The following is a 17,846-nucleotide window of genomic DNA, read 5'->3' as shown; positions in this document are numbered from 1 at the left end:
GACGGGGAGGGGAGGCCGGGGGACCCCCCTTCGGAGGTCCGCCGGCAGGCCTTCCGGGCCCCACCACGCCCCGGCACGCGGCCTTCCCAGATCGAGCCGAGGGCACTTTTTTCGGCCGCGTGCCCCAGGGTGCCTCCCCCGGTCGCGGGAGCGGCTCAGTCGCGGGTGGCGGCCGGTGCCTCGGGGCGGGCCTCGGCCGCATCCGGCTGGGCGGCCGGGCGGCGGCGCCGGCGCAGCAGCAGGCGTCTCGCCGGGCGCTCCACCCCCTCGTACAGGAGCCAGGACAGCCCGAGCGACACCGTGAACACGGTCGTGGTGACCGCGACCCCCGCCAGCAGCCCGAAGTGCGGCTTCGTTCCGAGCAACTGCGTGGCGGCCCGGATCACCAGCAGATGGATCATGTAGAAGGCGAACGACAGCTCGCCGAGCCGCACCAGCCGCCGGCGCCGCCACAGCGAGGGCAGCCCCTGCATGTCAGCGACGGCCGCGGCCGGGATGAGCAGCGTGAACCCGGCGATGGTGCACATGGTGGCGGAGTAGCCGGGCGCGACCTGCGGGACGAGGAAGTAGCCGATGATCGCCAGGGCGAGCGAGGCCTCGAGACCGGGCCCGCGCCACCGGTCGAGCAGCACCAGCCGCGCGGTCACCGCACCGAGGACGAACTCGGGCAGCCGGGCCGCCGGGAAGGAGTACAGCGCGTACGTCCACCAGTGGTGGGCGTCCGCCCAGGCCAGCACCACGACCGCCACCACCGACAGAGCGCCCAGCGCGGCCGAGGCACGCGCGCCGAGCCGGCGCAGCAGCAGGAACAGCAGCGGGAAGGCGGCGTAGAAGAACGCCTCGCAGCCGAGGGACCAGCTGACCGGGTTCAGTGTCTGCCACCAGGGACGCCACCAGGGATGCAGCAGCAGCGCATTGGACAGTGCCTGCTTCGGCGTCGGCCTCGGCTGGCCGGCCAGCGTGTACGCCATGACCAGGGCGACGGCCAGGGTGACCAGGTGGACCGGATAGATGCGCGCGATGCGTCGTCTCCAGAAGGCCAGCGCGCGGTCACGAGGCCGCGCCGACCAGGTCAGGACGAAGCCGGACAACACGAAGAAGAACGACACACCGGTGGCACCGGCGCCGAAGCCCCAGTACACGAGGCGGCCACCGGTGCCTCCGAAGTAGCCGAAGTTGTTCACGTGGAGTCCGAACACCAGCAGCGCCGCCATCCACCGCAGCCCCGTGAGGGAGGGCAGCGAGGGCGTGGCGGCGGCTGGGGAGTCCCGGGCGGTCGCGTCGCCGGGACGGGTGTGCGGCGTCGTCCGGAACGTCCGGGTCGTCGCCGTTGTCATCGAATCACCTGCCGGAGAGGATTGGCGTGGGGCATGAAGGGGTACCTTGCCCGTTCACCCCGAGTCCATCACGTCACATGGCAAACGTCACACTCGCTGCCGAACGACAGACTCCCCCGTATGCCACGGAGGGCCGGACCGGGTGCACCCGTACGAGTGATGTCCCACACATCTCCTTGATCAGCCCGCGGCGAGTTCCTTCGTGATCCGCTCCAGCATGAACGCCGAGGACGCCCGGGCCCGTTCCTCCCAGGCGAACACACAGGCCGTGGCCGCACCGTCGAACTTCAGCTCCCGCAGCGTGCCGAAGAACGCCCCCCAGTCGACCTCGCCCTGGCCGATGTCGCGGTGCTGGTGGATCCGGGCCGGGGTGCCGGGCGGGTTGAGGATGTAGCGCAGGCCGGAGGAGCCCTTGTGGTTGAAGGAGTCCGCGATGTGCACGTGCTGCAGCTTGTCGCCCGCGTAGCGCATCATCGCCGCGATGTCCGCCGTCGGGTCCGAACCCGACAGATGGAAGGAGTGCGGGGCGCAGTACAGGTAGTTCACCCACGGCTTGTTGACAGCGCGGACCAGGTCGACCGCGGGCGTGTTCTCCTCGCAGAAGTCGTCCGGGTGCGCCTCCAGGTTCAGCGCGATGCCCTCCCGCTCGAGCAGCGGCAGCAACTCCTCCAGCGAGCGCCAGAACGCGGCCTCGCTCTGCGCGGCCCGCTCGGGACGGCCGTTGAACTCCGAGTTCATCAGCGGGCATTCGAGGTCCACGGTGATCTCGATCATCCGCCTCCAGCAGCGGACGGCCGCCTGCCGCTCGGTCTCGTCGGGCGAGGACCACTTGTACAGCGGCAGCACGGAGGACAGCGTGACCCCGTGGTCGCGCAGGGACTTCTTCAGCTCCGCGACGCGCACGTCGTCCGCCCGCGGGTGCAGGAAGAACGGCATGAAGTCGTCACGCGGGAACAACTCGATGTACTCGTAACCGAGTTCGGCCACCGTGCGCACCATGTCGTCGATCGGCAGGGCACGGAACATGTACGGGTCGATGGCGATCTTCACGCGGCACCTCCGTAGAAGGCGGGGCGGGGCTTGATGTCGGTGGCGACGACGCGCCCCGACTCCAGGGCCTCGACGGTCGCGCCGGTGATCACGGTGGCGGCGTAGCCGTCCCAGGCCGACGGCCCGGTCGGCTCCTGGCCGGCGGCGAGGTTCGCGATCCACTCGCGGAACTCGGTGTCGAAGGCGTCCGCGAAGCGGCCCACCCGGTCCGTCGGCACCTCGGTGCTGTGCCGGCCGCCGGTGCGCACGGCGACGGAGGCGGGGTCGGGCAGTCGTACGAGCCCCTCCTCGCCGACCGCCTCGCACTGGATGTCGTAGCCGTACTGGCAGTTGACGAAGACCTCCAGGTCGATACGGACGCCCCTGGCGGTCTCGAAGAGCATGATCTGCGGATCCCTGAGGTGTTCGAACCGCTTGCTCGTGGCGCGCGGGGTGACCACCTGGGTGGAGACGATCTCGTCGTCCAGCAGCCAGCGCAGCACGTCCACCTCGTGCACCGCCGTGTCCAGGGCCGCCATCGCGGAGGTGTACGACTCCGGGACGGTCGGGTTGCGGTGGGCGCAGTGCACGATCAGCGGCGCGCCGATCCGGCCCGAGTCGACGACCTGCTTCAGCTGCCGGTAGCCGGCGTCGTAGCGGCGCACGAAGCCGACCTGCACCAGGCGGCGGCCGTGCTCCTGCTCCGCCTCGGTGATCCTCAGACAGTCCTCGGCGGTGGTGGCGAGCGGCTTCTCGCAGAACACCGGCTTTCCGGCGGCTATCGCGTTCAGCACGTGCTCGGCGTGGGTGGGGCCCCAGGACGTCACGAGCACGGCGTCCACGTCGTCCGCCGCGACCACGGCGGCGCCGTCGGGCAGCACCCGCGCGCCGGCCGGTGCCGCGGCCTCCTCGGCGCGGGCGGCGTCGATGTCCGTGACGGCGGTGACGCGGGCACCGGTGACGGTGCGGGTGAGGCGCCGGATGTGCTCTGTGCCGATCCAGCCGGCGCCGATGACTCCTACACGTACGGTCATGGTCAGTCCTCAACTGAGGTTCAGGAGAAACGCGCCCGGAGTTCGGCTTCCAGGGTTTCGAGGGTGCGGCCCCTGGTCTCGGGGACGCAGAGCCTGACGAAGGCGAGCGAGAAGATCCCGGCCACCACGAAGAGGAAGAAGGTGCCGGAGACACCGATGCCGGACATCAGGGACGGGAAGACCAGGCCGATGACGAAGTTCGTCAGCCACAGCACCACTGCCGCGACGCCCATGCCGAAGCCGCGCATCCGCATCGGGAAGATCTCCGACGGCATCAGCCAGGTCATCGGCGAGATCGCGCCCTGCTGGAAGGCGAGGAAGGTCACCGTCATGGCGAGCACCGCGTACGCGCGGCCGTCACCGGACGGCAGCACCAGCGAGAACACGCCGATCAACAACAGGGCGGCGGTCGTGCCCAGTTGACCTGTCATCAGCATCGGACGGCGGTTCACGCGGCCCAGCAGCCAGATGCCGACGAAGGTCGCCAGCACCGAGATGACACCGTTGGCGATGTTCGCGGTCAGTGCGCTGTCCGCGGCGAAACCGGCATCCGTGAGGATCTGCGTGCCGTAGTACATGATCGTGTTGACACCGGTGATCTGCTGCACGATCGCGATGCCGAAGCCGATGAACATCAGCTTGCGCACCCATGGCGTGGCCTTCATGTCCTGCCAGCCGCCCAGCTTCTCCTGCTCCTCCTTCACGGCCAGCGCCGAGACCTCGCTCAGCTCGGCCCGCGCACGCTGCTCGGAGCGGACCTGCTTCAGCCTGTTCTTGCAAGGAACCCCGGGTCTTCAGACCCGGGAGGAATTGCAATCCTGAGCTGGGCGGCGCGGAGCGCCGCCGCATCGCTTGGTAAAGCTCCCACGGCGGCGCCGCGCTCAGTCGGGCCGCTTCTGGTTCTCGATGTACTCCTTGACCACGGCCAGCGGTGCGCCACCGCAGGAGCAGGCGAAGTACGAGGGGGACCAGGAGTGTTCGCCGCACAGGTACTTGTTGATGTGATCGGGGAATTCCTGCCGTAGGCGCCGTGCGGAGACGCCTTTGAGGCTGCCGACGAGCCGGGACAGGGCGATGGACGGTGGATAGTGCACGAGCAGGTGTACGTGGTCACTCTCGCCGTTGAATTCCCGCAGCTCTGCGCCGAAGTCTTCGCACACTTTGCGCATGACCTCTTCGCAGCGCGTGAGGATCTGGCCGGTGAAGACCTTCCGCCGGTACTTGGGAGTGAAGACCAAGTGCGCGTGGAGGGTGTACGACGCTTCTCCCCCTGCGTACATCGGGGTTTGGTTCCCATCGCGGTGACATAGGTCAATGTTTATGGTCATTGGTATGAAACTCGTCGTGCAGGTGAAACTCACGCCGGATGCCGTGCAGGCACCGGCCATCGAGCGCACCTTGCACGCGGCGAACGAGGCCGCGAACTGGGTCTCGTCCGTAGCGTTCGACCGCTTGGGGCTCAAGGGCTCGGTTCGTGAGTTGCGCAAGCTGTGCTACGGCGAGCTGAAGGCCCACGGGTTCGGGGCCCAGGCGGCCCAGCATGTGATCAAACGGGTCGCCGACGCCTACACGACGCTGCGGGCCGGCATCAAGGCCGGGAACCTCGGCCCCGAGCACTCCAAGCGTCGCCGCAGGGCGGAGTCCAAGCCCATCGTCTTCCGCCCGGACGCGGCGCACACGTATGACGATCGCTGCCTGTCGTGGAACTACGACGCGCAGAGCGTGAGCATCTGGACTCTGGACGGACGGCTCAAGAACGTACAGTTCGCCTGCTCGCCCGGCACACTCAAGCAGCTCGCCGAGCACCGCAAGGGCGAAACGGACCTGATCGAACGGGACGGGAAGCTGTTCCTCGTCGCCACGATCGACATCCCAGAGCCGGAGGTGTTCGAGCCGAAGGGCTTCATCGGGGTGGACCGGGGCATCAACAACCTCGCCTCCACATCCGACGGGGACAACCACTCCGGGCGCCGTCTGGGCCGCTACCGCAGGTGGCAGGCCCGTAAGAAGGCCGAATTCCAGGCCAAACAGACCAGGAGTGCGAAACAGCTGCTGAAGAAGCGTGCCCGACGCGAGGCCCGGCACGCCACCCACATCAACCACAAGGTCTCCAAGACTGTCGTTGCTGTCGCCCAACGCACCGGACGCGGTATCGCCCTCGAAGAACCGCGAGCGGGTCACGGTTCCGCGCGACCAGCGAGCACGCCAGTCCTCCTGGCCGTTCCACCAACTCGGCGCGTTCGCCGCCTACAAGGCCAAACGCGCCGGAGTCCCGTTCGTCGAGGTGGACCCGGCCTACACCTCGCAGCGCTGCCCGCGCTGCGGCCACACCGAGCGCGCCAACCGGCGCACCCGGGATCACTTCCACTGTCGTCGGTGCGGCCTCGCTGGGCCGGCCGACCACGTCGCCGGGGCCAACATCGCCATACGCGGGGCCACGGCGTGGGTATTCGTCAACATGCCCGACCCGGTCCCCGCATAGCGGGACCGGTAGATGTGCCCCGTGACCGCCCTGCCGTAGGGGGCAGTCGGGAGCATAAACGGAGCCCTTTCCGGACTGAGCCAACAAACTCGGTCCTTTAGGGCCGAGTAGTTGACTGGTCCATCCGTCCGTGGTGACGGATCTTGTTGCCGTTCCTCTCTGGGCCAATCAGCCCACTCCATGGCTTGGGCGGCGCACAGAGCCGACGAGCACGAGATATACGGAGGTACCAGTGAAGGCAATCGTCGCGACGGATCCGGCCGCGGAAGCAGCCGGGATCACACTCGCGGAGCGGCCTGAGCCGACGCCGGCGATCAACGACGTCGTCGTTGAAGTCCATGCGTCGGGCTTCGTCCCCGCGGAGTGGGAGTGGCCCTCGACGTGGGTCGATCGCGCCGGTCGCGATCGAGCCCAGGCGATCATCGGCCACGAGTTCGCCGGAGTGGTCACCTCCCTCGGCTACGGCACGACGGGGCTCTCGCTGGGACAGCGGGTGTTCGGGATCACGGACTGGCACCGCGATGGAACCCTGGCCGAGTACGCGGCCGTGGAGGCACGCAACCTGGCGCCGCTGCCGGGGAACGTCGACTTCACGGTGGGTGCGAGCCTGCCGATCTCCGGCCTGACCGCGTGGCAAGGTCTGTTCCAGCACGGTCGTCTTCAGGCGGGGCAGAGCGTCCTCGCACACGGCGCCGCCGGCGCAGTCGGGTCCGTGGTTACGCAGCTCGCCCGGGAGTTCGGCGCCTACGTCATCGGTACCGGGCGGGCGGCGGACCGCCAGGCGGCGCTCGACTTCGGCGCGAACGAGTTCCTCGACCTCGCCACCGAGGATCTCGACGACATCGGCGGGGTCGACGTGGTCTTCGATGTCATCGGCGCTGACATCCAAAGGCGCTCGGCGAGAATCATCCGGCCTGGCGGGACGCTGGTGTCGGTGGTCGGGCCTGTTGAGACTCGCCCTGTCGACGGCTTGGCGGTCGACTTCGTCGTCGAGTCCGTTCCGAGTCAGCTGGTGGAGATCGTCGACCGGGTGCGGGACGGGCGCCTTCGCACGCACATCGGAACCGTCGCGACCCTCGACGACGCCGTCCCTGCGCTCAACCCGACCGAGCGGCGCAAGGGCAAGACCGTCATTCGCGTGCGCCCCTGAGCGAGTACGGCGTGCAGGGTCTCCTCGACCTCTCGCTGGACCCCCTCACCCACCGGACGCCCGGCCTCCGCCGCCAGCCGCCGCGCCTGCCGGCCGAGCGTGCCGATCACCTCGCTCTGCCGGCGGATGAGCCGACGCAGCTGCGGACCGTCCAGTTCGCGATGCGCCCGGCGCAGCTCCTCGCCCAGGTCCAGCAGCGGCTGGACCTCCTCCGGCCGTCGGCGTACGAGCAGATTGCCGACCCACGCGGCGAGGCTCGGGCGCCGCAGCGCACCGATCTCCTTGGCGAGGGCCTGATCACCGGCCTTGCGGGCCTCCAGGGCGCGGCGGTCACGGGCGGCGACGAACTCCTCCGGCCGCAGCCCGTACAGCTCGTCGGCGACGGGGTCCAGGTCCACCAGCGTCCCTCTCGACGGCCACCTCGGCGACGGAATCCAAGTTTCTCGCTCTGTGGGGTTCATGTGCCTCATGCAGGACTCTGTGCCCTATGCAGGGTTCATGATCCCTGACGTGCCGCGCCGCCCTGACGTCCGGTGCCGCCCGGATGACCCCGGCTTCGGCCGGAACCGGGAACCCGAGGAGGCCTTCCGCGCCCTGGCCCGCTGCCACAGGCGCGCCCGCAGCGGCCGCCGGGGCCGGTCAGGCGTAGAGGCCAGGCGTGGAGGCCGGGCATGGAGAGGCGGCCCGGCTCACCCGTTCGGAGGACCGTCCGGCTTGCCGTGCCGTCGCGCCGATCCCGGGGCCACATGATGCGGGCATGCCCCCGGCCCGCCCACAGATCCGCTGCCCGGCCGGCCCGCCGGCCCGTCCCGCGGCCGCCCGCCGGAGCCCGCCGCGCCCTGCGACCCGTGCGTACGGTCACTCGGGCCGGGCCACGCGAAGGCAAACGTGAACGCAAACGACCGGCCGGGCGTCGGAGCGGGCGCGCAGGTGGACGGCGAGGTGGACGGCGGTCACCGGAACGCGACCAAAATTGCATCGCTCGTTTTCTTGAATCACTCGTGTTTATGAGGGTAGGTTCGGCCTCATGACCGCCTCCCCGACCCCGACCACCGCCGAAGAGCTCCGCGGTGCCGGCCTGCGCGTGACGGCAGCCCGCGTCGCGCTGCTGGAGACCGTCCGGGCGGGCGACCACCTCGGCGTCGAGGCGATCGCCTCCGGGGTACGCAACCGCGTGGGCCACATCTCCCTGCAAGCCGTCTACGAGGCCCTCCACGCCCTCACCGCGGCGGGCCTGGTCCGCCGTATCGAGCCGGCCGGTCACCCGGCCCGGTACGAGGGACGCGTGGGGGACAACCATCACCACATCGTGTGCCGGTCGTGCGGTGCCGTGGCCGACGTCGACTGCGCGGTCGGCGACGCGCCCTGTCTTACCGCATCCGACGACCGCGGCTTCGCCATCGACGAGGCCGAGGTCGTCTACTGGGGCATGTGCCCCGACTGTTCCACCGGCCGCAGTTCCTGAGCACCGAGTTCCGCACAGTTCGGAAGGATTGCCATGACTGAGAACCACGACGCGATCGTCGCAGACGCGAAGGCGGAGGGGGCGAGCGGCGGCTGCCCCGTCGCCCATGACCGGGCCCTGCACCCGACCCAGGGCGGTGGCAACCGCCAGTGGTGGCCGGAGCGGATCAACCTGAAGATCCTTGCCAAGAACCCGCCCGTGACGAACCCGCTCGGTGAGGAGTTCGACTACGCCGAGGCCTTCCAGAGCCTGGACCTTCCGGCCGTGAAGCGGGACATCGCCGAGGTGCTCACCACCTCGCAGGACTGGTGGCCCGCCGACTTCGGCCACTACGGCCCGCTGATCATCCGTATGGCCTGGCACAGCGCGGGCACCTACCGCATCAGCGACGGCCGCGGCGGCGCCGGCGCCGGTCAGCAGCGCTTCGCCCCGCTGAACAGCTGGCCGGACAACGCCAACCTGGACAAGGCCCGCCGCCTGCTGTGGCCGGTGAAGAAGAAGTACGGCCAGAAGATCTCCTGGGCCGACCTGATGATCCTCGCCGGCAACGTGGCGCTGGAGACCATGGGCTTCGACACCTTCGGCTTCGGCGGTGGCCGCGCAGACGTCTGGGAGGCGGAGGAGGACGTCTACTGGGGTCCCGAGACCACCTGGCTGGACGACAAGCGCTACACCGGCGACCGCGAGCTGGAGAACCCGCTCGGCGCCGTCCAGATGGGTCTGATCTACGTCAACCCCGAGGGCCCCAACGGCAACCCGGACCCGCTGGCCGCGGCCCGCGACATCCGTGAGACCTTCCGCCGCATGGCGATGAACGACGAGGAGACCGTCGCGCTGATCGCCGGCGGCCACACCTTCGGCAAGACCCACGGCGCCGGCCCCGCCGACGCGGTCGGCGCCGACCCCGAGGCCGCCGGCCTCGAGGAGCAGGGCCTCGGCTGGAAGAGCAGCTACGGCACCGGCAAGGGCGCGGACGCCATCACCTCCGGCCTCGAGGTGACCTGGACCGCCACGCCGACCCAGTGGGACAACGGCTTCTTCGACATCCTCTTCGGCTACGAGTGGGAGCTGACCGAGTCCCCGGCCGGCGCCAAGCAGTGGGTGGCCAAGGACGCCGAGGCGATCGTCCCCGACCCGCAGGACCCGTCGAAGAAGCGTCTCCCGACGATGCTCACCACCGACCTGTCGCTGCGCTTCGACCCGATCTACGAGCCGATCTCCCGCCGGTTCCACGAGAACCCGCAGGAGTTCGCGGACGCCTTCGCCCGCGCCTGGTACAAGCTCACCCACCGTGACATGGGCCCGAAGTCGCTGTACCTCGGCCCGGAGGTCCCGGCGGAGACCCTGATCTGGCAGGACCCGCTGCCGGAGCGCGAGGGCGAGCTGATCGACGACGCCGACATCGCGGCCCTGAAGACCAAGCTGCTCGGCTCCGGTCTTTCGGTGTCCCAGCTGGTCACCACCGCCTGGGCGTCCGCCTCCACCTTCCGCGGCAGCGACAAGCGCGGCGGCGCCAACGGCGCCCGCATCCGACTGCAGCCGCAGCGCGGCTGGGAGGTCAACGAGCCCGACGAGCTGGCCCAGGTGCTGCGCACCCTCGAAGGCATCCAGCAGGAGTTCAACGCCTCCTCCGGCGCCAAGAAGGTCTCCCTCGCGGACCTCATCGTCCTCGGCGGTGTCGCCGCGGTCGAGAAGGCCGCCAAGGAGGGCGGATTCGAGGTGCAGGTGCCCTTCACCGCGGGCCGCGTGGACGCGACCGAGGAGCACACCGACGCCGAGTCCTTCGAGGCGCTGGAGCCGACCGCGGACGGCTTCCGCAACTACCTCGGCAAGGGCAACCGCCTGCCGGCCGAGTACCTGCTGGTCGACAAGGCGAACCTGCTGACCCTGAGCGCCCCCGAGATGACGGTGCTCGTCGGTGGTCTGCGCGTCCTCGGCGCCAACCACCAGCAGTCGCAGCTCGGCGTCCTCACCAAGACGCCCGGCGTCCTCACCAACGACTTCTTCGTCAACCTGCTCGACATGGGCACGACCTGGAAGTCGACCTCCCAGGACCAGACCACGTTCGAGGGCCGTGACGCCGTCACGGGCGAGCTGAAGTGGGCCGGCAGCCGCGCCGACCTCGTCTTCGGCTCCAACTCCGAGCTGCGCGCCCTCGCCGAGGTCTACGCGAGCGACGACGCGAAGGAGAAGTTCGTGAAGGACTTCGTCGCGGCGTGGGACAAGGTCATGAACCTGGACCGGTTCGACCTGGTCTGAGTACGGCCATGAGGCTGGTCTGAGTACGGCCATGAGGGCGTCCGGTCCGACCTGTACGGGTCGGGCCGGACGCCCTCGTCGTACGCCGGGGGCGGTTCTGCCGTGCACAGAACTGTCACAGATGATCCACAACGGTCACAGCCGATCCACAGCGGAAACCCGGCGTCCCCCGACCCTGTCTCCCTCGGCGAGCATCGGCAGGGAGCCGGTCGAACCACCGGAATCGGGGGACCTCATGCACCACCGCAACACCATCCGCCTCGCCGCGTCGGCGACGGCAGTGATCGCCGCCGCGCTGTCGCTCACGGCATGCGGGCCGGGAGGCGGCGACGGGGCCGCCAAGACGTCCTCCCCGACCCCGGCTGCCGGCACCGCCTCCGGCACTGCCACCGCCGCGCGTCCCACCGCCACGCCGCCGTCGACCTCGGGATCCTCCGGCGGCACGTCGACGGCGCCGAGCGCCGCGGTCTCTCCGGCGTCCGACACCTCGGCCGGCTCGGCGTCGACATGTCCGGTGTCGGCTGTGCAGGCGACGGCCCTGCAGGGGCCCGACAACCGGGTGGGCACCGGCACCGGCACGGCGCTCATCGAGTTCACCAACGTCTCCGGACACGCCTGCGTCCTGCAGGGCCACCCCTCGGTGGCCGGTGCGGGCAACGGTTCCCCCGAGCACAACAGACCCCTGAAGGTGACCCCCAAGGGTCTCGCCTCGCCGGTGCGCCTCGCGCCGGGCGGCAAGGCCTGGGTGAAGCTGACCTTCGTCCAGGTCGAGGGCGAGGGCGACGGCTACTGCGTCTCCGGCGCCAAGCCCGCGGTCTACCCGACGCTCGTGGTCGGCCTGTCCGGCTCGGGCGCGCACCAAGTCGCCCTGTCCGACGGTGAGTTCGCCGAGTGCGACAACACCGTCACCGCGACCGCGGTCTCGGCGGCGAAGCCGGCCTGACCGGCACGTGACCGGCGGGCGGCCGTCTCCGGGTGCGCCCCGGTGCTGCCGCCCGCCTGCCGCGGGGCTCGCACGTCCCCAGCCGAGCAGCGGCGGGGGCGCGCAAGCCCAGTACGGCGTGGCGAGGGGGGCCTCGATGACGCAGTGACCGAGCACCACCGCGCGGGCCTGCGCGTACTTCTCGTCCAGGCCGGCGGAGGGGGCGCCCAGCGGCGACACCTTGGTCTCTCGGCGGCGTCCACTTCGGCTTGCGTGGCCTTCTCGGCGGCGTTCGGTGTGAGTGCGTGCTCTGGGTGAGTTCACCGATGCGGGTCGCCGCGCGGGCGGCGGACGCCGTCCCGGTGGAATCGCCGGCCTTGGCGGCGCCCGTCCTGGCGACGCAAGCGGCAAGCGGGCACCCGGAACGCGCCCGGCTCCGGCGGAACTCGTACGAGCGCGTAGGAGAGCGAGCCGTCGGCCAGTCCTGAAACCCTTTTCCTGGGCGGCAGTTCGCGCAAGGACCTGTGCAAGAGGCCACTTGGACAGGGAAATTGCAACTTCGACATGGCTCGCAGAGGCAGCTACCTTTACCTGGCCTTCAGTGGTCGCCACGGTCGCACTGGGCCAGCCGCGACGGGATGAGTCGGTCGCAGCCCCAACCAGGGAGAGACGCATGCCCCATCTTGCTCTGTACACATTCGGCGTCCTGAAGTCACCTCTCGCCGATCCCGCACCTCTCACGCGCGAGTTCTACGACATTGGTGAGGCCGTCTACCGGAAGATGAGTCAGCACCCCGGATATCTCGCTCGTGCTGAAGCGGCAGACGGTGACCGGGGCATGCTCTTCGAGGCGGACTGGGGTGCATGGGGAGAGTTCGCCGTACCGACGTGGTACGACAAGGGCCGTACGGTGGAAACCACCGCCCTGGCCGCGACCCTCTCGCTCTGGACCGACCTGCGCCCCGCCTTCGACGCCGTCTACGCCGGTCTGCACCGTGAGGCGCTGAACAGGCGTTACGACTGGTTCGAGAGGACAGGGCACCCGAATTACGTGTTCTGGTGGGTCTCCGACGGCGTGATACCCACCTGGCGGGACGGGGTTACCAGGCTGGAGTACCTCCACGACCACGGCTCCGCGCCGCACGCCTTCACCTTCCACGACTCGTTCACCCCGGACGGAACTCCGACCAGGATCAAAGGCATCGGGCCGAAGAGCGACCAGGTTCACTGACAAGGAAGCCTGAACGACTGGATTCGCTGTCAAACGCCCAACAGCAACCCCGGCACGATGACCATCTCCAACAACGCGAGCATCGACAACACCGAGCGCAATTTCGCCTTCGACGCGGGTACTTCGGTGTTCCGCAACGACACCTCCTGCCGCTTGGCCGTCAGCGGCTCGAACGACAAGATCTCCGGTGACTCCGACAGCTCCGACCAGTTCCGGACCGGTACGAACGGCTCCCGCTGCTCCTCGTACTCGGGAGCCCTCGGCTGGTCCTTCGCCTCGGACGGGCACCTCGTGGTGACCTTCGGCGGGACCGTCGTGACGCCGTAGTCGCGGCCCAGTGCACCACGGTCTCCCGGCGGGACGCCCCTTGCGGTGGCGTCCCGCGTGCCGTCAGACCTTCGGACGCGGCTCGCCCGGATCCAGCGCCGAGAGTTTGTCCGGGTTCGTGACAAGGTACACCTCTCGGACCTGCGCGCCGTCCGGGTCGAGGTCCATGACCATCACCGCGTGCGGGGCGCCGTCCTCGAACACCACCACGGCCGCGTCGCCGTTGACGTCCCGGTGCTGGAACTCCAGCCCCGCCGCCGCACGCGCGGCGTACCCGGTCAGCGCCCGTGCGACCTTGTCCCGCCCGCGGATCGGCCGTGGTGCCGCCTGCGCCTTGGCGCCGCCGTCCGTCCACAGCGTGGCCTCGGGAGCCAGGATCTCCAGTAGCGCCCCGAGATCCCCGCCGAGCGCGGCGGCCACGAACCGTTCCGTCGCCTGCCGCCGGACCCGGGGATGGGCCTGGTAGCGGGGGCGCCTGGCGCGCACATGGGACCGGGCGCGGTGCGCGAGCTGCCGTACGGCCGCGGGGCTGCGGCCGAGGACGTCCGCGATCTCGGTGTGTGCGTAGCCGAACACCTCGTGCAGGACGAACACCGCCCGCTCCAGCGGGGTCAGGGTCTCCAACACGATCAGCATGGCCAGCGACACGGACTCGGTGCGCACCGCGCCCTCGGACGCGTCCTCGCCGGCCGCCGGGCCGGAAGGGCCGTCGGTGAGCAAGGGTTCCGGCAGCCACGGCCCCACGTAGGTCTCGCGCCGCCGGGCGATCCGTGCCCGCCGTGCGAGCGCGTGCCGCACGGTGATCCGCACGAGGTAGGCCCGCGGATGCTCGACCTGCGCCGCCTTCCCTGTGTTCCCGGCACCCGCACGCCCCGCCCAGGACAGCCAGGTCTCCTGCAGCACGTCCTCGGCGTCGGTGACGGTGCCCAGCATGTTGTACGCCACCGCGAACAGCAGCTCGCGGTGGTCGAGGAACGCCTGCGTGGCGGTGTCCGCCCCCGTCGGCGTCCGGCTGTCGGCCATGGCATCTCCTCACGACGTCTGCCCACCCAGAGGGGCCGGGGCCCCGGAGTGTGACATCGGGGGTGGATGTGTGCCGTAGGTCTCATCCTGCACCCGCGCTGTCACACCTGCCGCCCTTCCGGCCCTCTGGGTCCACGGCAGCAGCGCCATCGCAGCGAAGGCCGAACAGAAGCGAAGGCCGAACAGAGAGGCAGGGCAGCCCATGCGACTCGTCGTCTTCGGCGCCAACGGGCCGACCGGACGGCAGGTCACCGAGCAGGCGACCGCCGCCGGACACAGCGTCACCGCCGTGACCCGTCACCCCGCCGACTTCCCGCTCGATCATCCCCGTCTGCGGGTCGCGGAGGCCGACGTCCTGCAGGCGGGGGCGGTCGGCCGGGTCGTCGCCGGCCACGACGCGGTGATCTCCACGCTCGGCGTCCCCTACGGCCGGGCCCCGGTCACCGTGTACTCGACCGGCCTCACCCACATCACCCGGGCCATGACCCGGCACGGCGTCCGGCGCCTGGTGTGCGTCACCTCCACCGTCCTGTCCGACGGGCCCGCACCCGGCGAAGGCGTCTTCTTCCGGAAGGTGCTCGAGCCCTTCTTCGTGCGGGTCATCGGGCGAACCGTCTACGACGACATGCGCCGCATGGAGGAGATCGTGCGCGCGAGCGGTCACGACTGGACGGTGCTCCGGCCCGCCGGTCTCTTCGACACGGCCGAGGTCAGCGACTACCGGCTGGCGCCCGGCCGGCTGCCCGGGCGGTTCACCTCCCGAGCCGACCTCGCGCATGCGCTGGTGCGCGAGGCCGTCACCGAGGGGCATGCGCGCGCCTTTCTCGACGTGCGCACCACCGACGGCACCCCGCGCTTCCTCGACCTCGTCAAGAAGGAGGGGTTCGGCAGGTGAACGCGCCGGTCAGGAGGGCCAGCCCCCGTAGGGGACGGTGATCAGCTCCAGGGCGTGGCCCGCCGGATCCAGGAAGTACACGCCGCGCCCGCCGTCGTTGTGGTTGATCGTGCCGGGCTGTCGCCGGTGCGGGTCGGCCCAGTGTGCGATGCCGTGCTCGACGATCCGCGCGTACGCGGCGTCGAACTCCTCCTCGGAGACCAGGAAGGCGTAGTGCTGGGGGGTGATGTGTTCCTCGGGGATGGTGGCGAAGTCCAGGGTGACTCCGTTCGCGAGGGCGACAGCGACGAACGGGCCCCATTCCGCGGTGATCTCGAGACCGAGCAGCCCGCTGAAGAACTCGGCGGACTCCCGGTTGTCCCGGGCATGGACGATGGTGTGGTTGAACTGAACCGACAAGGAATGCCTCCACGGCATGTCCTGGCACCTCCATGCCTCACCCGGCCGGTGACCGGCACGCGATGCCGCGAACGATCATAAACGGGGGCAAGGCGGCGTGTCGACGGCGATGGCCCGCGTGTTCCACCGGCCGCCGTGAGGCGCCCGGTGGGTCACGTACCCGCCGGTGAGTGTCAACGCCACCGGAGATTCGGCGAGTTCGTCGGCGGGGGCGTGCACGGGGTCCACGGCCGGCGCGGTGAGGTCGGCCACCGGGACCACTCGTCGGTGCCGTCGCAGCGGGTGTACCCGGTGTGCGGCGGCTGCAGGCAGGCCGTGACCCCCAACTCGGCGAAGCCGGGGAGCAGTTCGTCCGGAGCGGTCTCGATGTGCTCGATCCGGTGGGCACCGTGCCCCCTCGGCCCGAGAGCGGCGACGGTGTCCAGGGCATGCCGTTCGGCCGCGTCCCCGTTGGCGTGGGTGGCGGTGCGGACGCCGGCCGTGTGCAGGGTGCGGACGGCCTCGGCGTAGGCGTGCGGATCCGGCCAGAACGCGGCGCGGCAGCGGGCATGCGGAGCAACTCCTGTACGGCAAGGGGGCGTTCGGGTCACCCCCTCGATGCGGTGACCGCGGCCGGTGCGGTGTCCTGGCCGGGAGCGGTGTCCTCGCCGGCCGGGACGGCGTCGTCACCGGGTTCGGTGGCGAACCGGGCGTAGACGTCCGGGCGGGAGCGGCGCAGCCACCGGGCCAGCGGCAGGCCGAGGGCGAAGACGGCCGGCGCCACGACGACGAGCAGCACGTTCACGGTCGCGGACGCGCCGGTGAACAGGTCGATGTGGGTCACGACCAGCACGATCGCGGTCGCCAGCAGAACGGTGGCGAGCACCGGTGCCACCACCGTGCGCACGGCTCCCTCGGTGTGGCGCACCCGCCGGAAGTAGCACGGCACGGCGATCGCGGCGAGCAGCTGCAGCAGCAACAGGCCGATCATGCCCGGGGTGTTCACCCACAGCAGCAGTTGCTGGTACGGGTCGGCGTGCGCGGCCCAGAACGCGAGGACGACCACGGCGCCGAGGACGGTCTGGGCGACGCCGGCGACGTACGGGGAGCGGTGGCGCGGGTGGATCCGGCCGAGGCTGCCGGGCAGTACGCCCTCCTCGGCCAGCGCGAGGACATAGCGGTTGATGGCGTTGTGGAAGGCGAGGAGGCAGGCGATGACGCTGGTGACGATGAAGAGGTGCATCAGGTCGGCGGCCCGGCCGCCCACGTAGGTGCTGATCGCGGTGAAGAACAGGCCCGCCGGATCCTTGCCGGCCGCGCGCACCACCTGGTCGTCGCCGAAGGCCTGGACGGCGATCCAGACGACGAACGCGTAGAACAGGCCGAGGAATCCGATGGCCAGATAGGTGGCGCGCGGGACCGTGCGGCCGGGGTCGCGGGCCTCGCGGCGGTAGATGACCGTCGACTCGAATCCGGTGAACGCGGCGAAGGCGAAGGCGAGTACGGCCGCCATGCCCGGCACGAGCACATGGGCGGGCGCCAGTGCGGCGAGCGACAGCCCATGGGCGCCGCCCCTCACCAGCACCCCGCCGGCGAGCAGCACGAGTATGCCGGTCTCGCAGACCAGCAGCACGCCGAGGACCTTGGCGCCGAAGTCGATCGAGCGGTAGCCGCCGTAGCCGATCAGCAGCAGTCCGGCCAGGGAGACCGGCAGCCAGGGCACGGCGACGCCGACGAGGGTGTGCAGGGTGTCGCGTGTGGTCGTGGCGAGCAGGCCATAGACGCCGATCTCCATGCCGTTGTAGCCGGTCAGTGCCAGCAGGGCGGCGCCGATGCCGACCGGGCGGCCCAGGCCGCCCGTGATGTAGGCGTAGAAGGCGCCGCCGCTGGTCACATGGCGGCTCATGGTGGTGAAGCCGACGGCGAAGACGGCGAGGGTCACCCCGGCGAGGAGATAGCCGACGGGCGCGCCGATGCCGCCCAGCAGGATCGCGAGCGGTGCGACCCCGGCCATGACGGTCAGGGGAGCGGCGGCGGAGACGACGAAGAAGGCGATGTCGGTGGTGCCGAGGGAACCGGACCGGAGCGTCGCCGTGCCGGACGGCGCTCGCTGCTCCGGGGGAACGGCGGGGGACACGGACATACGGGGAGCCCTTCTGGCGGCGGAGGGGAGGGGGTTCCCGGTGGTGGGGCAGCCGAAGCCGCATACCTAAAGGCTTGACTCTGTTGGCGATCTTGTGAGGGTCAGCTGGTGGCGGTGCAGAGGGCGTGGAAGTGGCTGGGCGCCCGCTGCTTTCGGGTCGGACTGGCGATC

At 70.3% G+C, this 17,846-nt stretch carries 13 protein-coding genes and 4 pseudogenes; 8 read left to right on the top strand and 9 right to left on the bottom strand.

Annotation, left to right across the window (positions count from 1 at the left end):
* Positions 1–155: 155 nt before the first annotated feature.
* The 5 genes and pseudogenes from ACWC2T_RS37745 to tnpA all read right to left on the bottom strand — a co-directional run bounded on the left by ACWC2T_RS37745 (position 156) and on the right by tnpA (position 4,680).
* Complete coding sequence (locus ACWC2T_RS37745; protein WP_450674847.1) at positions 156–1,337, bottom strand: acyltransferase family protein; 1,182 nt, start codon at positions 1,335–1,337, stop codon at positions 156–158.
* A 180-nt stretch (positions 1,338–1,517) separates the two neighbouring features.
* A complete protein-coding gene (locus ACWC2T_RS37740; protein WP_450674846.1) occupies positions 1,518–2,387 on the bottom strand; it encodes a sugar phosphate isomerase/epimerase family protein in 870 nt (289 codons plus the stop codon).
* Positions 2,384–3,400: a Gfo/Idh/MocA family oxidoreductase gene (locus ACWC2T_RS37735; protein ID WP_450674845.1), complete on the bottom strand. Its 1,017-nt coding sequence runs from the start codon at positions 3,398–3,400 to the stop codon at positions 2,384–2,386. Before ACWC2T_RS37735 ends, ACWC2T_RS37740 begins: the two co-directional genes overlap by 4 nt.
* Before the next feature lie 20 nt (positions 3,401–3,420).
* Positions 3,421–4,167 (bottom strand): annotated as a pseudogene (locus tag ACWC2T_RS37730) (MFS transporter); the annotation flags it as partial.
* A 114-nt stretch (positions 4,168–4,281) separates the two neighbouring features.
* Positions 4,282–4,680, bottom strand: coding sequence for an IS200/IS605 family transposase (tnpA, locus tag ACWC2T_RS37725; protein WP_450674844.1), 399 nt, complete (start codon positions 4,678–4,680; stop codon positions 4,282–4,284).
* Between the two features lie 40 nt (positions 4,681–4,720).
* On the opposite strand from tnpA, the pseudogene ACWC2T_RS37720 reads away from it, so the two are divergent.
* The 7 genes and pseudogenes from ACWC2T_RS37720 to ACWC2T_RS37690 all read left to right on the top strand — a co-directional run.
* Positions 4,721–5,882, top strand: a pseudogene (locus ACWC2T_RS37720) (RNA-guided endonuclease InsQ/TnpB family protein).
* Between the two features lie 232 nt (positions 5,883–6,114).
* Positions 6,115–7,032 carry an NADP-dependent oxidoreductase gene (locus tag ACWC2T_RS37715; RefSeq protein WP_450674843.1) on the top strand — a complete coding sequence of 306 codons (918 nt, stop codon included), beginning with the start codon at positions 6,115–6,117 and terminating at the stop codon, positions 7,030–7,032.
* A 1,027-nt stretch (positions 7,033–8,059) separates the two neighbouring features.
* A complete protein-coding gene (locus ACWC2T_RS37710; RefSeq protein WP_365328402.1) occupies positions 8,060–8,497 on the top strand; it encodes a Fur family transcriptional regulator in 438 nt (145 codons plus the stop codon).
* Positions 8,498–8,530: 33 nt separating this feature from the next.
* A complete protein-coding gene (gene katG / locus ACWC2T_RS37705; RefSeq protein ID WP_450674842.1) occupies positions 8,531–10,756 on the top strand; it encodes a catalase/peroxidase HPI in 2,226 nt (741 codons plus the stop codon).
* A gap of 235 nt (positions 10,757–10,991) precedes the next feature.
* Positions 10,992–11,699 carry a DUF4232 domain-containing protein gene (locus ACWC2T_RS37700; RefSeq protein WP_450674841.1) on the top strand — a complete coding sequence of 236 codons (708 nt, stop codon included), beginning with the start codon at positions 10,992–10,994 and terminating at the stop codon, positions 11,697–11,699.
* 652 nt (positions 11,700–12,351) lie between these two features.
* Positions 12,352–12,909, top strand: a complete 558-nt coding sequence (locus tag ACWC2T_RS37695; protein WP_450674840.1) for a DUF3291 domain-containing protein — start codon at positions 12,352–12,354, stop codon at positions 12,907–12,909.
* Between the two features lie 33 nt (positions 12,910–12,942).
* Positions 12,943–13,236, top strand: a pseudogene (locus ACWC2T_RS37690) (right-handed parallel beta-helix repeat-containing protein); the annotation flags it as partial.
* A 63-nt stretch (positions 13,237–13,299) separates the two neighbouring features.
* On the opposite strand, the gene sigJ reads toward ACWC2T_RS37690, so the two are convergent.
* Positions 13,300–14,259 (bottom strand): RNA polymerase sigma factor SigJ, encoded by a 960-nt coding sequence (gene sigJ, locus ACWC2T_RS37685; protein ID WP_450674839.1) that lies wholly within the window; start codon positions 14,257–14,259, stop codon positions 13,300–13,302.
* Between the two features lie 202 nt (positions 14,260–14,461).
* On the opposite strand from sigJ, the gene ACWC2T_RS37680 reads away from it, so the two are divergent.
* Positions 14,462–15,154 carry an NAD(P)-dependent oxidoreductase gene (locus ACWC2T_RS37680; RefSeq protein ID WP_450674838.1) on the top strand — a complete coding sequence of 231 codons (693 nt, stop codon included), beginning with the start codon at positions 14,462–14,464 and terminating at the stop codon, positions 15,152–15,154.
* A 9-nt stretch (positions 15,155–15,163) separates the two neighbouring features.
* Here the strand turns inward: ACWC2T_RS37680 and ACWC2T_RS37675 are convergent, their stop codons facing one another.
* The 3 genes and pseudogenes from ACWC2T_RS37675 to ACWC2T_RS37665 all read right to left on the bottom strand — a co-directional run bounded on the left by ACWC2T_RS37675 (position 15,164) and on the right by ACWC2T_RS37665 (position 17,675).
* Complete coding sequence (locus ACWC2T_RS37675) at positions 15,164–15,553, bottom strand: VOC family protein (RefSeq protein ID WP_450674837.1); 390 nt, start codon at positions 15,551–15,553, stop codon at positions 15,164–15,166.
* Between the two features lie 75 nt (positions 15,554–15,628).
* Positions 15,629–16,104: pseudogene (locus tag ACWC2T_RS37670) on the bottom strand (amidohydrolase family protein); the annotation flags it as partial.
* Positions 16,105–16,139: 35 nt separating this feature from the next.
* Positions 16,140–17,675, bottom strand: a complete 1,536-nt coding sequence (locus ACWC2T_RS37665) for an APC family permease (protein WP_450674836.1) — start codon at positions 17,673–17,675, stop codon at positions 16,140–16,142.
* Between the last annotated feature and the right edge of the window lie 171 nt (positions 17,676–17,846).

The organism is Streptomyces sp. NPDC001393, assembly GCF_053597455.1.
This window is presented reverse-complemented; position numbering and strand designations above follow the sequence as displayed.